Origin of the sequence: Fibrobacter sp. UWT3, from assembly GCF_900230125.1 — a bacterium.
Classification (GTDB): Bacteria; Fibrobacterota; Fibrobacteria; order Fibrobacterales; family Fibrobacteraceae; genus Fibrobacter.
This window is the reverse complement of the sequence record NZ_OCSS01000001.1, coordinates 846,777-866,063: the sequence shown is the minus strand read 5'-3', so window position 1 is coordinate 866,063 and position 19,287 is coordinate 846,777. Positions and strand designations below refer to the sequence as shown.

The following is a 19,287-nucleotide window of genomic DNA, read 5'->3' as shown; positions in this document are numbered from 1 at the left end:
TATCTAAATTACAAGTTCTCACCTTTTTTTGCAACCTATTTTTTTGTGATTCTGTCAAAATAAAGGGCAAAATGTGATTTAGTTCAACAAAAAACTTTCCTCCGGAACTTCGCGAATCACTTTTTCGCATCAAGTTCCGCCCGAAGCGAGTCCAGTTTTGTCAGAACCGAATCTAACCGAGCCGTATACTGCCTTGCACCGAGTTCGCTCAGGTGCGTCGCATTGAACGCCATGTCATCGGTATAGTCGTGTTCGCCCATCCTGTATTCGTCAAACACGATAAACCCGCTTTCCTTGAACATCGATATGATGGATTCCGCAACGGCCCAGCGCGGGCCAAAGTAGTCGTAGGCTTCCGTTTCCCGGTACATCGGGCTTCGCGGGGTAATGTTGACAAAGAACTTTATCCCAAGAGTTTCCATATTCTTCTTGAGGCCCTTGAACGTTTCAAAATCCACCTTGAAATGCGAATTCGTCGTGTACATCCACGCGATGTCATCGATGTACGTCGGTTCCTTCCAGCCAGCCGAGGGCAACAGGTATGTTCCCTCGATATACGACGACGAGAGCATGTCCTTCGTGAATTCCTGTTCAGTAGCACTCTTGACTATGGCATCGAACTGCGCGTCCAGATGCTTTTCGTCGTAGGCAAACCCGGGGGAATTGTCGTAGAGGTCTTCCCACATATCCTCTTCCAGATGGAAAAGGAACCCGGGAGTCAGTTCCATCGACACGACCTTCAACGAGGATGCGTACGGGAGCACATAGTTCTTCAGCAGGTAAATCGCCCCGAATACATCGCCCAGCGTGTAAGACATATTGAGCGTCTTGTAGGTTTTCACCGAATCGTCGATAAGCGCATTCAGCGTCATGGAACTGCCGAATGCCACGTACTCGACATCCTTGTACACCGACCAGAACTTAGACATCTTGCTTGCGAGTTCTACCGCGGAGGTCGCATACTCGTAGCCCCCCTCCGGGTCATAGTAGACGCCAGCGCTATCCGCCGAAACGGAATCCCTCTCCGCATCAGAACTCCCGTACACCCACATATTCGGATGCCAGAGTTCCATTCCCGAGGCAACCTCGAGCAAAGCAGAATCGGCAAGATTAAGGAGAGCAATCTTGGAATGAGCCCCTTCCCCGTTCACGAGCGTCACGACCGCCACGTCAGAGGAAAGCTTCGGCGAATTGTCCGAGCGGGCCACCCATTCTGCATGGTCAAAACTGGTCCCGGCCGGAGCGGGGATTCCCCGAACGAGCGTCCCCGTACTGTCTACGACAAGGAGCATCTCGTGCGTACCGTAATCAGTGCCAGCAAATTCCTTGCCCGTCTTCCCGCCAAAATCAAGGAATAGGGTGCGCTTGGAATTGTCCCGCGAAAGGCTCGCATTGCAGGCCTGTTCCCCGCCGTACCAGACAGTGTCGAGCGCATCGCCGGCATCCGCCGAGCCCGAAGGCACTACCCGCGCACGCAAAAGCCTCGCCCCGGTAACGGCCAGCCGCCCGTCCTTGCTCACGCCATCGTGGTAAGCGCCGTCAAAAAGTTTCTGTGGTGTGCCGAACCTATTGTTCGCAAACTTGACCTGCCACGTACTCTGCGACTTAAACGATGCATCATCCTTGTTGTTGCCCGCACTGGTCACGTAGACAATTACCGTGTCGCCGTTCTCGAGAACGCGCCAACGCGGGATTGCCGCAGATTCCGCGTTCAACTTCACGAGATTAGAACCCGACGGATTCAGGTGACGCACATACACCTGCGACTTCCCATCAATTCCTTCGAGCCCCGTACAGAACGCGACAAGTTTCCCGTTCGGGGAAATTTCCGGATGATAAACCGTCAGCGTATCCCGAATTTCAACCGCAGACGTGCCTCCTATAGCAAAATCGACGTAGGTCAGGTTTCCGGTAAGGTCGTTGCGGAAGGCCAGTTTCGCCTTGCTCGTGCCCAAAACCGTACCGAGCGTAGAAGCCTTCGTGAGCACGTTCACGCGGCTGCTGGTAAGGGAACCGTCTCCATTCACCCACAGCGCATCGGGAATCTTTCCGTACGCAACGCGAAAGCCCACGTAATCGGCCCGGGAACTGCCGGTAACCGTATAGATATCCCCGCGGTTATATATCTTCATGCCCTTCGGCTTGTCGTTATAACTGCCACCCTTCACCACCTTTTCGCCAATCGAACCGCCATCGGTACCCCCGACATAGTTGACCACCACAGAATCCACGAACGCGCCCATCCAGTCGTTCACCCATTCAAGCGCATTGCCTGCCATATCGCAAAAGGCGCTGTCCCGCGCAGCGGAATCCAGTTCGGATACTTCGTCCGCCGTACAAACCACATGCAGTCCGTGCCCAGAATTTTCAGCATTCCAGCCCTTTTCGGGATTCCACCTCCTGCCTGCCACGAGCACCCATTCCGCCTCGGTCGGCAGCCTGTATGCATCCAGTTCCGGATGGAACACGAGTCCTTCAAGACCGGTGCAGTTACCTTCTTCATTGAATGTCGCCGACTTGTAGGTGTAGGCTGTATCGTACTTTTCGAACTTGCTTCTTGCGTTCACATACAACACGGCATCGTAATACGTGATGTTTGTTACCGGATAGTTCAGCGAATCCAGCGTGAACTTTCTTTTCTGGTTCCACTTGGCAGGCACTTCCACCGAATCCATCATCATCTTGTATTCGCGACGGGTAATCTCGGCTTGCCCCATATAGAAATCATAGGTCAGTTCAACCTTCATGGAGGGGCGCTCCTTCGCCGGAGCAAGCGTATCGTTCGTGCCTAAAGCAATACGACCTTCACCGGGCTTTACAATGCGCATCCCGGAGAATTTTTTTGAAGTTGCACTCTGTTGCGGGCGGGTGATGCTATCCGCCCCATGGCTACGCCCCGAAGAATCACAAGAGCACAGGATAGCAAGAAGGCTACCCAGCACAAAAAGCACAATCTTGTGACCCAGAGAAAAAGTCATGAACAGCGAACACTCCTAAATACAGTCAAACCAACAGAAAGAATATAGCAACATAGAAACCGTATTTTTGCTAAATTTTTCCTGTCAGCAAACAAAACTTCAAGAAAAGAGGTACAACTATGCCCGCACAAGGTGAACACAACAAATGGATTGCCCTCGCCCTCTGCATTCTGCTCGGTTATCTGGGCCTGCACCGCTTTTACGAAGGCAAAATCTGGACCGGCATTCTCTGGCTCTGCACCGCAGGCCTCTGCGGGGTGGGCGTCGTCGTTGACGCCATCCTCATCGTCATGAAGCCGGAACACTACTAACTGGTCATTGGTCAATAGTCATTGGTTGCTAGTCATGAGCCAGTGACGAGCAATTAACTACGAACAATCTTTATGAAACACTTATTTGTTATCGCGACGGCGAGCGCCGGCAAGATTAGGGACTTTGCGCACATCCTCGGCACCGACCACTACGAATTCAAGACCCTGAAGGACATCGGATTCGACGAAGAAATCGTGGAAGACGGAAACTCGTTTGCCGAGAACGCCATCATCAAGTCGAACACCACGGCACGCTGGCTTGCAAAGCGCGGTATCGAAGCCACGGTACTTGCCGACGATTCCGGGCTCGAGGTTTTCGCGCTGAACGGGGAACCGGGAATCTACAGTGCACGCTACAGCGGCGACCACGGAAACGACGGCGCGAACAACGACAAACTGATGAAAAAACTTGAAGGCATCGAAGACCGCAGGGCACGCTACTTCTGCGCACTCTCGTACCAGACTGTAAAGCGGGTTGACGCCCCGATCTTAAACGGCGCAACATTAAACGGCGCCGGAACTCGGGTCGGCGACTTCGTCGTGAGCGAGCCGCAGATTTTCGAGGGCGAATGCCGCGGCAACATCAACTACGCTCCCGTAGGCGACATGGGATTCGGCTACGACCCGCTATTCGTCCCTGACGGCGAAACCCGCACCTTCGCGCAGATGGAACTCGAAGAGAAAAAGGCCATCAGCCACCGCGGAAACGCCATCCGCGCCCTGAAAAAAGCGCTCGGGAAATAAAGGCCTCGCCACCTTTTCAAAACGTTCGCAAGAATTGTGCCATAATGAGAGTCTTATTCGCACCGTTACAAGGTTACACAACGGGCATTTACCGTAAAGCCCATGCTGAAATCTTTGGCGGAGTCGATGCATATTACGCGCCCTTCCTGCGCATAGAAAACGGGAAGCCGCGCGAAAAGGACTTGCGGGATTTGGAAGTTTCCAACCCGCAGCATTCCAACCCAGAAAAGCCGGCATGCGCAATTACCGTGCCACAGATTATCGCGAACAGCGTAGATGAATTCAAGGTTCTCACCGAAGTCCTTTTGCAAAAGGGATTCACGCAAATCGACTTCAACATGGGTTGCCCATTCCCCATGCAGGTCAACCGCCATCGCGGTTCTGGTTTGCTAGGCGACACGCAAGCCGTCCAAGCAATTATGGGCGAAATCGCGCGGCAGTCTGCAACAGAGACCGCTAGATTTTCCGTCAAGATGCGACTCGGGCAAAGTTCCCCAGACGAGGCATTCGCGCTCCTCCCGATTTTAAACGATACTCCGCTCACGCAAATCACACTCCACCCGCGGCTCGGCAAACAGCAATACAAGGGCGCAATTGATATCAAGTCATTTGAGAAATTTTACAGCGAATGCCGCCACCCACTCGTCTACAACGGAGACATAACGAGCATTTCGCAAATCTGCGAAATGGAACGCCGCTATCCTAAGCTCGCAGGCATAATGATCGGCCGCGAATTACTTGCGCAGCCAAGCCTTGCGGCGGATTACAAAGCAGGGAATGCGGACATAACAAAAAAAGAATTTACAGACAAGCTTCTCCAAATGCACGAAATCATTTTCGAGAACGCTTGCAAAACATACCAAGGCGACAGCCAAATTCTTTCGCACATTCAAAGTTTCTGGGAATACATCGAGCCCAACATCCCCAAAAAAATCTTCAAGAAAATCAAGAAAGCCGGCAAACTCAACGAATACCAAGAAGCAATTATTGAGATGAGGGCCCTCTCGTGAAAAGCGTTTATATCGAGATAACGGACGCCTGCAACTTGCGTTGCAGTTTTTGCCCCAGCAGTGATTGCGGGCACGAGGCCGGCTCGGGCTCGTCGCACACGTTCATGCCGAGTGCACTCTTCAAGAAGTGTATCGCGGGAGCGGTAGAAGCGGGCATCGAGAACGTATATCTGCACGTTCTGGGCGAACCGACGCTACATCCCGGTTTTGCGCTCTTCCTCAAGGATATAAAGGCCGCGGGCCTTACCGCGACGCTCACCACGAACGGCACGACCATCAGGCGAGTCGCCCACCACATATTGAACTGCCCCGCCGTGCGCCAGGTAAACTTCTCGACGCACGCATATGCGGAACTCCCGCCAAGCGACGCCCGCGAGCACCTCGAAGACGTTCTCGACTTCTGCAGAATCGCGCTTATCGCAAGGCCCGACATGTACATCAATCTGCGGCTCTGGAACATCGGCGCCGCAACCGCCGGAGACTGGAACGAGTTCGCGATTTCTCGCATAAACGAGACATTCAACACGCAGGTCGCTCCGGGGAATTTCTGCAGCAGGCACAAGAGTTTCCCTATCGAGGGCTGGCTCTACCTGCACGAAGATTCAAGATTCGAGTGGCCCGCTCGTCATATCAAAAGCGAAAGAAGCGAGTGTCATCCTGAGCAGAGCACCGACAGGTGCGTCGTCGAAGGATCTACGAACAAACCGGTCGCAGGCACGTGCCACGCCCTCGACACGCACGTAGCAATACTCCACGACGGGCGCGTAGTCGCCTGCTGTCTCGATTACAGCGGGCAAATCACCCTCGGGAACATCGCCGACCAGGGCCTCGCCGAAATTCTCGGCTCGCCCCTCGCCCGCAAACTGCGCGAAGGGTTCGAAAAGCACGAATTGCGCCACCCATTCTGCCAAAAATGCACATTCTGCAAGCGCTTCAAGTAAGAAACACGCCACCAAAAATTTTCCCTTGTTTTGTATATTAGGGACATGCCGCAAACTAATCGCATCATCCAGGACTTCACCGGAGTCTACGCCGAGCAGCCCTTTATGCAGGGGTTGCGAAAAGACGCGGTTCAAAGTTCCGCAGGGCCGGACGCAAAAATCCGCTGGATAGACTGTTCCGATATTCCGGGCACCGACTGCTACTGCGACGACGAGGCAGTCGAAACCATCCGCAAGCGCATTGCAGACGCGGGCATTAAAGATGCGAGCGGCATTCACTTCTTCGACAACGGCAATTACCACTACATGAGCAAAATCTGGACCGACATGGTCCAGGAACCGTTTTCGCTTGTCGTTTTTGACCACCATCCCGACATGCAGGCCCCGCGATTCGGGAATATCCTCAGTTGCGGTGGCTGGGTCAAGAAGGTTCTAGACGAAAACCAGTTTATAAACAACGTTGTCATTATCGGGGTTGCCGACCACCTCGTAGACGAAATTCGCGCAGAACTTTCGCAGGCAGGTGATGCTAATATTTTAGACAAAGTAACATTTATCCGCGAAAGCGAAGTACGTGAAACCGGCACACCCTCGTCATTCTCGCGAACAACCACGTCATTCTCGCGAATGCGAGAATCTTTAAGATCCCCGACCGAGTCGGGGATGACAGAAGGCCGAATCTACATCTCCATCGACAAGGACGCCCTCTCCCCCACATACGCGGCCACGAACTGGGATCAGGGTTCGCTGGACGTAGCATCACTCAAAGAAATCATCGCCGGCCTCGCCACAAGCCACAAAATCATCGGTGTTGACATCTGCGGGGAACGCGCCCGTGACTTTGCTGGCGACGAGTACCACACCGTGCAAGAAGCGGACGCCCTGAACGACCGCATAAACCGCGAATTGTCGGATTTTTTAACTTCCCTCGCGTCGTCCCCTACTTAATTTCCAATTTATAGAAAGTATCGTAGTGGTCTGACGTGTAGTAGATTACGCAGTCCGGCTGATACACGAGCCGCTTGGTTCCGCGATTTGCACCGGAATAATCCACATCGGCTTCGTGGTAAGAACCTTCGGGCAACGTTTCGTGAAAGTTCTCCGGATTCGAGGCTAAATTGTCAAAGTTGTCGCCGCCAATCATCACGCCGATTGTGGTCCACGGGTTGAAATTCCACTTTTCAAAGGTGTTGCCCGTCTTGGATTCGTAAAGCTTTTTGCCTTCGTTCTTGCCGACATAGTTCGCGGGTAACTTGTCAAACTTGCACAGGTATGCCGCAACGGAATCCTTTGTCGTGTACAAGCCAGATTCTTCCACCGCTTCGTAAACCAAAGTTCGTAGAATACTATCTTGAACATGGTGAAGGCTGTCTATTACATCTTGTGAGGCACATGTGGGATTTCCGCATTCATCATTCGGACCATACGCCTCACACATAATGCTCACACGCTCATCGAGACACGTATTTTCTGACGATGATGTCGTCGTACATGCCGCAACGAAAACTGAGACGAAGCCGACCAGGAAAATCTTAAAAAATCCTTTCTTCATGCCAGAAATATACATTTTAAAAGGCAAATGCAAGTCAAACGGCAGGGCCGCCACCGTCAAAAGAACTATATTATGCAAAAACAGGAGATTCCCGCTCGGAGGCGGGAATGACAAATCACTATCAACTGGCAACAAAAAAAATGGACATTAACGAACTCGCACAAAAGCACATCTTGAACCAGCCGCTCTACGTGACCGGCAAGCCCATCGCCTATACCGCCCGCGAATTCGGCCTCGACCCGAAAGACATCGACAAGCTCGCGAGCAACGAGAACCCGTTCGGCCCGAGCCCGAAGGGCATGGCAGAAGCCCGCAAGGCCCTGGAAGAAGTGAACCTCTACCCGGATGGCGGTTCTTACGACCTCATCGGAAAGATTGCTGAGTTCCGCGGCGTGAAGCGCGAACAGATTGCCGTGGGTAACGGCAGCAACGAGCTCCTGGACATGATTGCCCAGGTATTCCTCGGCCCCGGTACCGAAGCCGTGATGGGCAAGCACTCTTTTGCCGTCTACAAGCTCGCCACCATGGCGATGAACGCGAAGATTATTGAAGTCGACATGCCGGCTCCGGCCTACAACTACGACCTCAAGGCCATGCGCGCCGCCGTGAACGAGAAGACCCGCATCGTGTTCCTCGCGAACCCGAACAACCCGACGGGCTCCGACCTCACCGCCAAGGAAATCATCGACTTCGCCGACAGCCTCCCCGAGACCTGCGTGCTCGTGATGGACGAAGCCTACACCGAATTTATCGAAGACACGCCGGAACTCGTTCCGGATTTCAACAGCCGCATCGCCGAAGGCAGGAACATCATCTGCTGCCGTACGTTCAGCAAGATCTACGGTCTCGCCGGGCTGCGCGTGGGCTACTGCATCACCCGCCCCGAAATCGTGAACCTCATCAACCGCGTGCGTGAACCGTTCAACGTGAACAGCATCGCCCAGGCCGCCGCCATCGGCGCCATCGACGACCAGGAATACGTGAACAAGGTCCGCGAACTCAACAAGAAGGGCCTCGACCAGCTCAAGGCCGGTTTCAAGGAACTGGGCCTCGCCTACGTGGACAGCCACGCGAACTTCATCGCCGTCAGCGGTTTCAAGGACCCGATGGACGCGTTCAAGTTCCTGCAGGCCAAAGGCACCATCATCCGCCCGCAGCCTGCAATGGGTGACGTGCTCCGCATTACTGTGGGTACCGAAGCGCAGAACAAGAAATGCCTCGACAACATCAAGGCATACTTGGGCAAGTAAAGGCTCACGGAGTCGCGCGAGTCATCTCCAAGCGCGGGTTCTGTAGCCGTAGCGTCGCAGAAAACCTGGTCCGCGAGGGCCGGGTTTCTTTGCGTGGTAAAATCGTATGCGACCCCGATACTCCCGCTTACAAGAATGACGAAATCGCAGTGGACGGGAAGCCCGTCGAGGCCGCCCAAAAGTTCTACTTCGCGATGAACAAACCCCGCGGCATCGTCACTACCGCAAGCGACGAAAAGGGCCGCAAAACTGTGATGGGCCTGTTCCGCGAGCAGTACGCCAAGCTGTTCCCCGGCAAGTCCGTACCGCACATATCGCCGGTGGGCCGCCTCGATACCGCGAGCGAAGGCCTGCTCCTGTTCACCAACGACACGCAATGGGCCGACGCATTGCTGGACCCGCGCGAACCTAGCAAGCACATCAAAATCTACCGCGTTCAGGTCGCGGGCAAGCCCTCCGCAGCCGACCTTGCGAAAATGGAAGCAGGATTCAACGTCCCGCCCCGCGTCTTCGGCGAGAGCGAGGAATTCATGCACGCCGAGCGCGCGGTTCTCCACAGCGAAGGCGAAAAGAACTGCTGGCTCGAAATTACGTTATCCGAAGGCAAGAACCGCGAAATCCGCCGCATGCTCGCCCACCTCGGCTACGAAGTCATGCGCCTCGTGCGCATCCAGTTCGACAAGTACACGCTCGGTGACCTGAAACCCGGCGAAATCCGCCCCCTGATTCTCCGCTAAAAATCAGATTCCTTACCTTTCAGCATTATTTTATCCTATATTTCCTTCTAGGAGAAAATCTATGGATTTCATCAAGCGGATTTATACAGCATCAATCGTCCTGTCCTTGGCCTTCTTCGCAGCCTGCGGGGATTCCGAATCAACCGACATCACCACCCCTAGCGACCCCTCAGGGACCGACATTGTGGATTCAAGCAGTTCCTCGTCCACCAACAGCACCTCGTCAAGTTCGGGCGCCCGCGACGTATCTTCGTCAAGTGCAAACAACAACGTTTCCTCATCAAGCACGGGCAATAACAACACATCCTCGTCAAGTTCAGGCAACAACAGTACAATTTCATCCAGTTCGGATATAAACTGCACATCTTCATCATCCAGCATCAACGGCAGTGAAATAGCCGAAGGATGCTTCGTAAGCCTAGATCCTGTAGACTGGCGTATCGTAGGTAAAGACACCGTATATATGCGTTACATTATTTCCTGCGACGGAGTCTCCTTGGGCTATATCTATAACGAAACCAATGAAAATCTTCCCATCGCAGCCGGTGGTCAAAAATGCACCTTGGACGACCACCTCGACGGCACTGTCGATGTTACCTGCGGCACAAACACCTATACAGCAAACAAGCCTAGCGACATGGGCGTAGGCCTTTTTTCTGCGCCCGAGCTCGTTTCTTGCAAGGGCACGGATTTATGGTGCTATAGCCCAATTATAGACGGAGCCGACAAGAGCCCCATCACTCAAATGACCTACAGAGAAAACGAAGGCTTTTTCTTCGCCAGCACGGGCACTCACGACCTGACAGACTGGAACGGAATTTGCATCACCTATACATCCGATACTGCAGCATATCTTATCATGGACCTTGGCGAAACAAAGAACCTGGAACTGAACAACAACCTGCCGCAAGTTACGCTCAAGAACAAGGCTCCGCTCCCCACAGAAAGGTGTTTCGGTTGGAAAGCATTCAAGCAGCCTCGCTGGGCTAGCCCCGCCATATCGGGAAATGACGCCGCCAAAACCATCGCCAGTTTCAAAATCGATCAACCATCAGAAAGCAATTTCAACCTCATCCGCATAAGAGCGTATCGGAATGAAGATCATTCCTTTGATCGGACCTGCGGTGATATGTGGTGTGCCGAATATGCAGAAGAAACGGTCATTACCGACTGCGGCAACGATCCTGTTGGAGTTTGGAAATCCACGACAGACGCCACCTCATCCGTGATTTGGCCCGCAAAACTCGGGCACGAGTTTAACCCTATATCTCTACTTCCGGTTATTGAAATTTATAACAGCGTAGCAGGGACTTTCAACTTAGGCAATGGGGAAAATCCATACGCAAAGGTTGGTTTCGACATGAGCTACAATTCCGATCAAAATTTCGACATCACCCAGTGGGGTGGATTCTGCATCACCTATAAATCCAGCCACGACTTCTTTGCAGAATTAACCCCGTCCAACGCCACCGAAGGCCAAAAGATTCCTAGAGTTCTAGTTCCCAGATCGTTGGAATACAAGACCATCGACTTGCCCTGGTCTTCGTTCAGCCCGTCAGACGCAAGTACCGTAAACCTTGTCAACTTCGTGTTCAGCGAGCCCGCCGGAGCTACAGGCTATTTTGCATTCTATACCGTAGGCAAGCCGGGAACCTGCACAAAATAAGGGCAATCAAGCCCCGTTAAAACAGCGCTACTTCCAGGCGGCAGTCAGCGAAATCCCTAGATGGAGGTTATTTATTTCTTCAACAGGGTCGCGTTTCGGGTTCTTCCCTATCCGGAAGTTCTCGTCGCCGTATTCGTAATTCGAGCCAGTCGCGTTTTCATATATTCCCATATTCAGGGTAAAGCCGATGAAGTAATGTTCCGACACCTTCCAGAGTTTGCCTACCTCGAACTTGCCGCCAACCTCAAAACCACAGTATGCCATTCCGTAGTCTTCCCATAGGTTGTCGGTAAACATGAACGAAAGTGTCGCCCCAATAAAAGTCCCATATAAAAATGAAGATTCTGTCTGGAAGGGGTACACCTTTAATCCAAAGCCAAAAATCGGGCGGACCATGACTTCGGTCCTATCGTATTCCTCCTTGTCGCGGGAATAGAACTTGTAGCGAGAATCGCCTATCGATACGGCAAGGCCCAAATCAAAAAGGAAAATAAACCGCTTGGCTAGAGAAAGCCCCGCCTGCACATCGAGTATCGGGCCACCCCCTTCAAACGAGTAAATGTCGTAAGTGAGGTCCCCGTCATAGACCATCTCGTCGCGGTCCTTGTCGTGATACCAGTGGGTAGAGGATTCCGTCTCGTAACTAGATTTCGTATAATGGCCACCCAGGGATACTTCGAAATACGGGAGTACCGAATCGTCCGAAATGGCAAGCGCCGCACAGGCCAAGCACGCTACTAATTGCACCATCCGTTGGAACATTTCAACCTCAGGGCTGCGTAATTCACGAACTTGCCACAGGATGTATCCTCCGGCGGCAGGAACTTATCGAACTCGTAATCTCCGGCGATACTGCGCTCGTCGAATTCCACAAAGCGAAAATTGAGGTCATCCGGTTTCCAGTATTCCGAATGGCTATCAATCTCGTACGTGGGCAGCGCAACAACCTTGTCGCCGCAATAGAAAGAAATATCGACAGAAACTTTATTCTCGCGGCCAAGCGAGAACAAACTATCGCAGAAAGACCTACAAGTAACCCCGATTGAAGAGTCCGACTCTATGGACGTATCCGCCCAGACGATATCTCCGGCCTGGTACGTAATCCGCAATTCCAGGGAATCTACCTTGTCGGGCTTATATGCAGCAATGTCGGTCGAGTATTCAGGGTCAGTTTCCCAATCCGGGTCACAAGCCATGCAACAGAATGCAAGCCACGCCAAAACAAGCGCGTAAAATATCGCAAATCTGGACCTGATAGACATCATCAAGTTCTAATATATAAACAAATTAAATGTTGTGCAACAGGCGCCGGTTAAAAATTAGCAGCAGAAACTGAGTGCAGCAACCAGCGGGGCATTCCAGTTGATGGCGGTCTCGTTACTCGCAAAGGAGCAGCGCTCATCCGTGTACGAGAATCCCGGCTGCGGGCCCGGATAATGCGGGAACCTGTGCATGTCCTGCCTGTCGGCATTGATACCCCCCACGACAAGGCCCGGAATCGGGGCCTCGATACCGTCGGAATGGCAAATGCGGTGGTGCGGGAACTTCGGGGAACTCCACGCGGCACCGGTCACAAAGCAGCGGTTCACCGGATTCTTTCCATAGACAAAGTCAATCATGCGCTTTGCGCAGTCCGCATAAGTAGCCGACGGGAACCATTCATCCACAAGGAACAATGTAAGGGCGTGATTCGCAATCTCGCCGTTCGAGCCCCATACGAACTTGCGGATAGAAAGCCCGTACGGATCCTCGCCCGCAAGTTTCACGATTTCATCGGCAACACCCTTAAGCGTATTGCGGGCACGCACCTGCAAATCCATATCCTGCGACTGCAGGGCAAGCGCTATCCAGCCCAGGTTCTGCGTATCGCGCCAGCTCATGCCCAGATCGGGCGGGCACTTTTCCATATCGCGGAGGAGCAGATCCTTAAGGTCTGCATCGGCGGCCTTCTGCCCTTCGCGGAACAGCGCCGCACGCGCCCAGAAGAACTCGTCATCGTAGCGCTCGTCACCGTAGCCGCCGCTACCCTCGGTATTGTGCGGGTAGGTCACCTCAGGGTTCTCGATGGCCCAGCGGTAAGCGCGGAGGGCTGCATCCAGGCATTTTTGCGCAAATGCCGGGTAGACTTTCGCAAACACGCGATGCGCCTGCGCGAGTGCGCCTGCAAAATTCAGTGTTGATGTGGTCGATTTCCCCAGAATCTGGCGCTTCTGCAGGGCATCGGACTGCGACGGCGAAACAAATCCATCCCAGCGCACCGGCGACACCTTGAAAAACACGCCGCCGTCTTCGTCCTGCATACGCAGGAAAAACTCGAGTTCAAACCGGATTTCCTCGAGCAGGTTCGAGCGGAACGACCCCACATCGAAAAAGTCCGCATTGCTAGAAACCATCGGGCGGTCATCCGCAAATTCCGCCGCCAGCAGGAGCGTCGCCAGCGATACGCCGCCATTCACTATATACTTGCCGTAGTCGCCAGCATCGTACCAGCCGCCATGCGCATTCCAGGTTCCCCCGCGCGCCATGCTCGGGTGAAACTCAATGCAGTCATCCAGGTGCGCGGCAGGCCTAGACCACTTTCCCGCACGATCCGGAGTCAACTCCACACCACAGCGCTGGAAATAGAACGACTTGAGCGTCAGCGAAAGTTGCTCCAGCGCGAGTCTGTCCGACACTTCAAAAAACTTTGATTCGGCAAGGATATTCCCCTTCGCATCCATCACGCAGATGTGGTACTTGCCCGGGGTATCAAGCAGCGAAAAGTCGCCTTCCCATACAAATTCGTCTGTATATGAACAGGCGCCCTTCTCGGCCATCGAGGCACCGAACACGCGTTCTCCCCTCTCGGTATATACCTCAAACCACGGCTGCATTCCCTTCAGGGGATTATCCGCCACATCGCATGCAAGCAGGAAAACCTTCGGCCCCTTGGGGGCATAGCCGACATGGTTATAGCGAATCGAGAATTCCATGCCCTAATTCTAGATTTTTAAGACCGTCAAGGCACGCCTTTTCGCACAATTCCCGTTTACAGGAATAAACGGCCCCGTATACAGTGGGACTCAAGGCATTCCAAAGGAGAAAAACAAGCCGAGATTCAGCATGGAGCCCCGTTTCGCATCGTACGTATTCGTGACCATATAGGAGTACGAAGCAGAAATCAAAGCAAAACCGGCATACACATTCAAACCCACATGCGGCCTGAAATAGAAATTCATATCCGGGCTAAACAGGAACCAGTCCGCCTTATACCCAGCCGCCACAGATACAGGCACAAACTTTTTCCACAGGAAAAACTCCAGAGTCGGGTTCAATGCCGTAAGCAAGCCGAATATAGAATTTGCCTCGTCAAAAAAAATAAACGGGAACGTCGCTATCGACACGAGGCTTGCAAGCCCTGTCACGCGGCTCGTGGAATCAGATTCATCGGAAACCATATGGATATTGAATGCATCGAAATTCAGACGTATCCTGTCCGTCAAGTCAGCACTCATGGAGACTACAAAACTAAAATCAGTCATGTCCAGGAACTGGCCTTCCCACACCGCGACATCGACACCCATACCGAAGCGCTTAATATGTCTGTCCCAATCGGAGTCAGCAAAAGAGAATGACGCCCAGAGCAGCAGGCAAATCAATAATCTGTGGAACACTAGATCAAGTCTCTATTCAGGAGTTCGCCGTGATCAAGCACCAAACGGCGGAAGGGGCTATTCAGGTAAAAGTCCGGGTTATGCGTCGCCATTACGACGGTCGTTCCGCGGGCATTGATTTCCTTGAAAATCTTGAACACCTCGTCAGCGTTTTTCGGGTCAAGGTTACCAGTCGGTTCGTCCGCAAGCAGCAAGTACGGGTTATGCACCATCGCGCGGGCAATAGCCACACGCTGCTGTTCACCACCGGAAAGCGTATAGGGCATCGCAAATCGTTTCTGGCTTATCCCCACCAGGGCAAGCGCGTCAAACACGGCCGCATTTATCTTGCTGCTCGGGGTCCCTACGATGCGCAGTGCCAGCGCCACGTTCTCAAAAACATTCCTGTCGGGCAACAGCTTGAAATCCTGGAAAATTATTCCCATCTTGCGGCGGAACGCCTGTATCCTGTTGTCCGGGGAACTCTTGCTGTCGTAAATGCAGTCGCTGGTGAACTTAACCATCACCTGGCCGCCACGCTCCGTGTCGGGGCGTTCATCCATATAAATTAACTTCAGCACGGTCGACTTACCCGCACCCGAATGCCCCGTCAGGAACACGAACTCACCCTTATTGATACGGAAGGTGACATTGTTCAGCGCCTTCCAGTTATCCTCGTAGGACTTTGTCACGTGGGTGAAGTGAATCATGATGGTCCGTGCTCCTCGCGATAAACCGGAGAACTATTCCGTCATGCGGATTTCGATGTGGACTTCCTCGCGCCACTTCTTGAGGAGGGCGTTCAGTTTCTCGTTTTCCAGGTGGTTTGCCGCCATAGCCTCAATCTTGCCGTAGTCTTCCTCGAGCGTAAGTTCGCGAATCTGGCGAGAATCGTCCAGGCGGAACAGGTGGTACGAACCGTCAATTTCCACAGGCTCTGAGACTTCGCCCACGTTCAGGTTAGAAACGGGGTCAACGTACGCGGGTTCCATCTCGTTCTTCTGGTACCAGCCCAGCAGGCCGCCTGCAAAGTTGCTCGACTTGTCGGTACTGAACTTCTTCGCAGCCGCAGAGAAATCGTCCTTCGTCTTGATGGAGGCACGGAGAGAATCCGCCAGTTGCAGCACGCGTGCATAATCCGCTGCCGTCGGAATCGTGCGGAGCAGAATGTGTGCAGAACGCACGCCGTCTTCCTTACGGCCAATCACACGGACAATGTGCCAGCCGCGGTCCGTCTTGACCGGAGTGGAGGAATACTGCCCATTCTTCAGCAGGTCGAGCGTGCGCTCAAAAGCCGGGTCCAAAAGTCCACGCCTGTAGTAACCGAGGTCACCTCCCTTTTCGGCAGAGGAATCCTGCGAATGGTTCTTCGCAAGCAGTTCGAATTTGATACCCAGGTTCAGGCTATCCACCAAGGCTTCGGCCAGGCGCTTCACGGAATCCACGATGGCGGAATCCGGTTCAATCTTCAACTGGATATGGCTCAGCTGCACGCAGTTGTACTGCCTCGGGAGCGAATCCTTGTACGTCTGGTAGAAAAAGTCCACTTCCTTCTTGGTCGGGCTTACCGCACCCACATGGCGCTGGCGCACGCGCTGCGTTTCCACATGGCTCCTGATTTGTTTCGCAAGCTGTTCGCGATACTGCGCCATGCTCACCCCAAGCTGGGAACGGATGGCCTTCTCGAGCGTCGCCATGTTCACGTTCTGGCTTGCCGCAAGCTGGCTCAGGTGTGCCGTCACGCGCTGGTCGATTTCCGCATCGCTCACCACGATGGAATCGCGGTCAATGCGACTCAGCAAAACCTTTTCTTCAATCAGCTTGTCGAGCACGTACTGCTTCTGCTGTTCCTCGGTCATCGCAGCGCCTTCGGGCGTTTCCTGGAAATGGTACAGGTTGTTCAGGAACTCCGAGCGCATAATCGGCTTCCCGTCAACAATCGCCGCAATCCCTTCCATGAGGACCGGGGCAGAAAAAGCCGACGCGACAAGCCCCGCAAGGGCGACAACAACTAGATAAAACTTCTTCATTCGCTTTCCTTTTCAGAGAACACGGTAGATTTCGAGAAAATCGGCCGCTTCATTTTCCATTCTTTCTTCAGGCGCTCCATGACCGTATTGCGGTGCTCGAGCCAAACCATGTTCGAAACATCCTCGGCAACGTCCTTGTAGGGCCTCACCTCCGCAGAATCGAGCCGTTCCGTAACAATCGCCATCTTCAGGGCGCCACCGCAGTAGCGCATTACCGAGAGCTTGCCTATCGGGAACGTCTCGATTTCCTTGATCATGCACGTATCCGGCGAGGCGGTCACTGTATCAAACTTCACGATTTCGCTTATCAGCGGGTTTTCCGCAGGTACCACGTTCAGGGCCCGCGACTTCATTTCCTTGTAGTACGCATCGGCATTCGCCCACGTCTTAAAGTAGAGAATCGCACCCGAGATGGAGGTCTTGCCACGCAGGTAGTTTTCGCGGTGCTCCTGATAGTAGTTCAGTTTCTCGGCATCGCCAATCAGCATGGTATCGGCAAACGTCTGCAGGTAGTAATCCACCACCAGCTTGCGCACGGTACTCTCAATTTGGCCCGAAAGCACGGAATCCGACATAATCCCGGCATCCATGGCCTCCTGGTAGGCAACCTCCTCGTCTATCCAGTGTTCGAGGAAGGCGAGCCGTGTGCGGTCATCCAGCGAGTTCCAGTTCGGGACCATGCTCAAGAGTTTGGACTGCGTCAGGTTCACCTTGCCCACGGAAACAACGACCGGGTCTTCCTTGCCAAAGGGCAAGTCGAACGGCAACTTGAACGGCAGGTCACAACCCGTCAAGGCAACAAGCGAACACAGGCTCAATGCAAACAATAAGCACTTCACAAATTTCATCGCGCTATAATTTAGAAAATTCACGCCCCGCATATTGCATCGTACACCTCCGTTTTTTCCCTTTTTATCAAAAAGAAAGCCTCATTTAAGCGGTTTTCGGCATTTAATCAGAGCGCGACCCAAATAACACGCCACAATTATACGTACGTTCCCAATTGTAAACAAAAAATGTATATTCAAACACAGAAGATGCCCCAAAGTTAGTTGAAATTTCTGCAACCAAAAAGAAAAAGGTGGTCTCCAACTTGTAAATTTGGTTCAGCAAAAAAACACCAAGCAAGAGGATAACCACCATGATGAAAAGTACAAAAAGAACCCCCAAACTGTCAATCGTCCGCCGCGAAGAAATCGACATTTCGACCAGTGTCGGGGTGGTTCTGGCCGACCTTGCCGAACAGGGGAAAAGCTGCCTTGACGCGCTGTCGAGGGAGATGGGCGCAAGGCTCGTGGAGGCGATACTCCTGGCCGAAAGGGAACAGCTCGGCGGTGCAGCATACCACCCCAGGAAGGGCTTCAAGAAGTGGTCCAGCCAGGGTGGTTCCGTGTACATCGCGGGTGGCAAGGCGAAGGTGCGCGTACCCAGGCTCAGGGACGAAAACGGCGAGGTCAAATCGCGTATCTACGCCCGTCTGAAAGACCCCGACGCGTTCTCCGAGCACCTGCTGCACGCATGCCTCTCAGGCCTGTCCGGGAGGCGTTACGAGGATGTGTTCTCGACTGCCGGGGAGGCGTTCGGCGTAAGCAAGTCGTCGGTGTCGCGCAAGGTCGTTGCCGCATGCACAAGGAAACTGAAGGAACTGAACGAGCGCAGGCTGGAGGACTTCGAGGCGGTTGCCGTCTTCATGGACGCAATGCATCGCTGCGGCGAGGTCGTGATGGCCGCCATAGGCGTTGACGCGGAAGGCTACAAGCGCGTGCTTGGCCTCTGGCAGGGCAGTTCGGAAAACACCGAAATGTGCCGTTCGTTCCTTTCCGACATGGAGAGCAGGGGCCTCGCCCTGCACCCCGACATCATCTTCGTGACCGACGGCGGGACGGGCCTCAACCGCGCCCTCAAGGACCGCTTCGGCAAGGACCTCAAGCACCAGCGCTGCGTGATCCACAAGAGGCGCAACGTCGAGTCCCATCTGCCCGAGATGTACCGGGCCGAGTTCGACAGGCGCTACAACAACGCCATCGGGATGGTGGGCTACGAGGACGCGAGAAGGGAACTTCTCAAGGTCCACGAGTGGCTCGAAGGCATAAACACGAGTGCCGCCAAATCGCTTTCCGAGGGCGGCGAGAGGCTGCTTACGGTCCACCGGCTGGGCATCCCCGCGCTCCTGCGCAAGTCGCTCATAACGACCAACATAATCGAGTCCACCTTCAACGGTCTCGACGCCATCGAGAAGAACGTGAAGCGCTACAGGGACATTGGAATGTTCAAACGCTGGATGGCCGCTGAGGTCCTCCACCGCGAAAAGAACTGGAGACGGTTGGACGGCTATGCGGAAATCCCCGAACTTGTCGAAAAACTTCGGGAAAAGAGCATGAAATTACTTGACAATGAAGCGCTAATAGCCTAGATTTACACCAGTTGGAGACCTGG

At 53.6% G+C, this 19,287-nt stretch carries 19 protein-coding genes; 9 read left to right on the top strand and 10 right to left on the bottom strand.

The genetic code is table 11. From position 1 onward, the window contains the following. Positions 1 to 116: 116 nt before the first annotated feature. The gene (locus CRO08_RS03605) at positions 117 to 2,978 is read right to left on the bottom strand and encodes a TIGR02171 family protein (RefSeq protein ID WP_097035084.1); all 2,862 of its coding nucleotides are present in this window, start codon (positions 2,976 to 2,978) and stop codon (positions 117 to 119) included. A 119-nt stretch (positions 2,979 to 3,097) separates the two neighbouring features. Here CRO08_RS03605 and CRO08_RS03600 point away from each other — a divergent pair, with 119 nt between their 5' ends. The 5 genes from CRO08_RS03600 (at position 3,098) to CRO08_RS03580 (ending at position 6,932) form a co-directional block, all read left to right on the top strand. After that, positions 3,098 to 3,289 (top strand): TM2 domain-containing protein, encoded by a 192-nt coding sequence (locus CRO08_RS03600; RefSeq protein ID WP_072809959.1) that lies wholly within the window; start codon positions 3,098 to 3,100, stop codon positions 3,287 to 3,289. Between the two features lie 72 nt (positions 3,290 to 3,361). Beyond that, a complete protein-coding gene (locus tag CRO08_RS03595) occupies positions 3,362 to 4,033 on the top strand; it encodes a non-canonical purine NTP pyrophosphatase (RefSeq protein WP_097035083.1) in 672 nt (223 codons plus the stop codon). A 44-nt stretch (positions 4,034 to 4,077) separates the two neighbouring features. Beyond that, entirely contained in the window at positions 4,078 to 5,043 is a 966-nt protein-coding gene (locus tag CRO08_RS03590) for a tRNA-dihydrouridine synthase family protein (protein ID WP_097035082.1), read from the top strand. Further along, a complete protein-coding gene (locus CRO08_RS03585) occupies positions 5,040 to 5,984 on the top strand; it encodes an SPASM domain-containing protein (RefSeq protein WP_097035081.1) in 945 nt (314 codons plus the stop codon). The genes CRO08_RS03590 and CRO08_RS03585 overlap by 4 nt, the downstream gene beginning before the upstream one ends. 45 nt (positions 5,985 to 6,029) lie before the next feature. Beyond that, a complete protein-coding gene (locus CRO08_RS03580) occupies positions 6,030 to 6,932 on the top strand; it encodes an arginase family protein (protein ID WP_097035080.1) in 903 nt (300 codons plus the stop codon). On the opposite strand, the gene CRO08_RS16915 is transcribed toward CRO08_RS03580, so the two are convergent. After that, complete coding sequence (locus CRO08_RS16915) at positions 6,925 to 7,317, bottom strand: ribonuclease domain-containing protein (protein WP_176495049.1); 393 nt, start codon at positions 7,315 to 7,317, stop codon at positions 6,925 to 6,927. The genes CRO08_RS03580 and CRO08_RS16915 overlap by 8 nt on opposite strands. A 359-nt stretch (positions 7,318 to 7,676) precedes the next feature. Between CRO08_RS16915 and hisC the strand changes: the two genes are divergently transcribed. Further along, positions 7,677 to 8,786: a histidinol-phosphate transaminase gene (gene hisC / locus CRO08_RS03570; RefSeq protein WP_097035078.1), complete on the top strand. Its 1,110-nt coding sequence runs from the start codon at positions 7,677 to 7,679 to the stop codon at positions 8,784 to 8,786. Then, entirely contained in the window at positions 8,750 to 9,523 is a 774-nt protein-coding gene (locus tag CRO08_RS03565) for a pseudouridine synthase (protein WP_097035077.1), read from the top strand. The genes hisC and CRO08_RS03565 overlap by 37 nt, the downstream gene beginning before the upstream one ends. An 81-nt stretch (positions 9,524 to 9,604) precedes the next feature. On the opposite strand, the gene CRO08_RS03560 is transcribed toward CRO08_RS03565, so the two are convergent. Then, a complete protein-coding gene (locus CRO08_RS03560; RefSeq protein WP_141398219.1) occupies positions 9,605 to 9,886 on the bottom strand; it encodes a hypothetical protein in 282 nt (93 codons plus the stop codon). A 100-nt stretch (positions 9,887 to 9,986) separates the two neighbouring features. On the opposite strand from CRO08_RS03560, the gene CRO08_RS03555 reads away from it, so the two are divergent. Further along, positions 9,987 to 11,189, top strand: a complete 1,203-nt coding sequence (locus CRO08_RS03555) for a hypothetical protein (RefSeq protein ID WP_141398218.1) — start codon at positions 9,987 to 9,989, stop codon at positions 11,187 to 11,189. 27 nt (positions 11,190 to 11,216) lie between these two features. Here the strand turns inward: CRO08_RS03555 and CRO08_RS03550 are convergent, their stop codons facing one another. The 7 genes from CRO08_RS03550 to CRO08_RS03520 form a co-directional block, all read right to left on the bottom strand. Further along, entirely contained in the window at positions 11,217 to 11,939 is a 723-nt protein-coding gene (locus tag CRO08_RS03550; protein ID WP_141398217.1) for a hypothetical protein, read from the bottom strand. Further along, positions 11,927 to 12,454 (bottom strand): hypothetical protein, encoded by a 528-nt coding sequence (locus CRO08_RS03545; RefSeq protein ID WP_176495048.1) that lies wholly within the window; start codon positions 12,452 to 12,454, stop codon positions 11,927 to 11,929. Before CRO08_RS03545 ends, CRO08_RS03550 begins: the two co-directional genes overlap by 13 nt. A gap of 54 nt (positions 12,455 to 12,508) precedes the next feature. Continuing rightward, positions 12,509 to 14,161 (bottom strand): glycoside hydrolase family 9 protein, encoded by a 1,653-nt coding sequence (locus tag CRO08_RS03540; protein ID WP_097035072.1) that lies wholly within the window; start codon positions 14,159 to 14,161, stop codon positions 12,509 to 12,511. 90 nt (positions 14,162 to 14,251) lie between these two features. Further along, complete coding sequence (locus CRO08_RS03535) at positions 14,252 to 14,752, bottom strand: hypothetical protein (RefSeq protein WP_097035071.1); 501 nt, start codon at positions 14,750 to 14,752, stop codon at positions 14,252 to 14,254. An 89-nt stretch (positions 14,753 to 14,841) separates the two neighbouring features. Further along, complete coding sequence (locus tag CRO08_RS03530; RefSeq protein WP_097035070.1) at positions 14,842 to 15,531, bottom strand: cell division ATP-binding protein FtsE; 690 nt, start codon at positions 15,529 to 15,531, stop codon at positions 14,842 to 14,844. 33 nt (positions 15,532 to 15,564) lie between these two features. Then, a complete protein-coding gene (locus CRO08_RS03525) occupies positions 15,565 to 16,851 on the bottom strand; it encodes a peptidylprolyl isomerase (RefSeq protein WP_097035069.1) in 1,287 nt (428 codons plus the stop codon). Beyond that, positions 16,848 to 17,699, bottom strand: a complete 852-nt coding sequence (locus tag CRO08_RS03520; protein WP_097035068.1) for a hypothetical protein — start codon at positions 17,697 to 17,699, stop codon at positions 16,848 to 16,850. Before CRO08_RS03520 ends, CRO08_RS03525 begins: the two co-directional genes overlap by 4 nt. Positions 17,700 to 17,992: 293 nt before the next feature. Here CRO08_RS03520 and CRO08_RS03510 point away from each other — a divergent pair, with 293 nt between their 5' ends. After that, positions 17,993 to 19,264: an IS256 family transposase gene (locus tag CRO08_RS03510; protein WP_097034567.1), complete on the top strand. Its 1,272-nt coding sequence runs from the start codon at positions 17,993 to 17,995 to the stop codon at positions 19,262 to 19,264. Positions 19,265 to 19,287 lie beyond the last annotated feature (23 nt).